The sequence below is a fragment of the Leptolyngbya cf. ectocarpi LEGE 11479 genome, from assembly GCF_015207065.1.
Taxonomy (GTDB): domain Bacteria; phylum Cyanobacteriota; class Cyanobacteriia; order Phormidesmidales; family Phormidesmidaceae; genus Leptothoe; species Leptothoe ectocarpi.
Genome location: NZ_JADEXP010000642.1, coordinates 1 through 1,164, shown reverse-complemented (window position 1 = coordinate 1,164; position 1,164 = coordinate 1). Strand labels below are relative to the sequence as shown.

Here is a 1,164-nt window from a genome sequence, read left to right as displayed (position 1 = left end):
TGCTTGTGCAGATTGGTGTACCAAAAGAAGTTAAAAATCTAGAGTTTCGGGTCGGGCTGAGTCCTAACAGTGTCAGAGCACTTACAGAACAAGGGCATCAGGTCATAGTAGAGACCGATGCTGGGGTAGGGGCAGGATTTAGTAATACTGATTATCAGCAGGCAGGAGCCACCCTCGGTTCAGCTTCTGATGCCTGGCAACAGGGCATGGTGGTGAAGGTTAAAGAGCCACTGCCAAAGGAATATGATTATCTGCAAAAAGAACAGCTGCTATTTACCTATCTGCATTTGGCAGCCAGTCGCGGACTGACGGAAGCACTCATCCAGAGCGGGGCTACGGCCATTGCTTATGAAACCGTTGAAAAGAACCACCAGCGACCGCTGCTTACCCCCATGAGCATTATTGCTGGACGACTATCGGTGCAGTTTGGTGCCAGGTTTCTAGAAAAGCAGCAGGGAGGGCGCGGTGTCTTACTAGGGGGGATTCCAGGTGTCAGTCCGGGGCGTGTGGTGGTGCTAGGGGGCGGTATTGTTGGCACTGAGGCAACCAAAATGGCAGTGGGTCTGGGGGCTGAGGTAACGCTGATCGATATCAATTTAGATCGGTTGAACCAGCTGGAAGAGTTGTTTGGCTCGCGAGTGCGGTTGCTCTACAGTAACTCTGCCAATATTGAGCGGGCGGTGAGTCAGGCAGATTTACTCATTGGAGCAGTGCTCGTGCCGGGTCGACGGCCACCAACGCTGGTGTCGAGATCGCAGGTCAAAACCATGCCCACAGGTGCCGTCATCGTTGATGTCGCCGTAGACCAAGGTGGCTGTATTGAAACAGTACGCCCCACCTCCCACAGCGAACCGATCTATGAAGAATCAGGCGTGCTGCACTACGGTGTGCCCAATATGCCTGGGGCTGTTCCCCGTACAGCAACCGAAGCCTTAAATAACAGTACGCTGCCCTATGTGCTCAAGCTAGCCAACCTGGGACTGGGGGCTTTGGAGGCAGACCCTGCCCTGGCCGAAGGTCTCAATGTAGTCAATCATCAGCTGGTCCATCCGGCCATTAAAGCGACGTTTCCAGATTTGTAGATCTGGGGAGTGCGCTCGCAAAGCTCGCTGGGGAGTAGGTCTTTAGGTGAGAAAAATCATTCGTTACAGAGCTGTTGATCTC

1 protein-coding gene is annotated in these 1,164 nt (G+C 53.4%); it reads left to right on the top strand.

Translation table 11 applies throughout. The features are described 5' to 3' along the window. Window positions 1–1,082 (top strand): alanine dehydrogenase (gene ald, locus IQ260_RS30690; RefSeq protein WP_322745093.1); only part of this gene is annotated, 1,082 nt, incomplete at its 5' end. Between the last annotated feature and the right edge of the window lie 82 nt (window positions 1,083–1,164).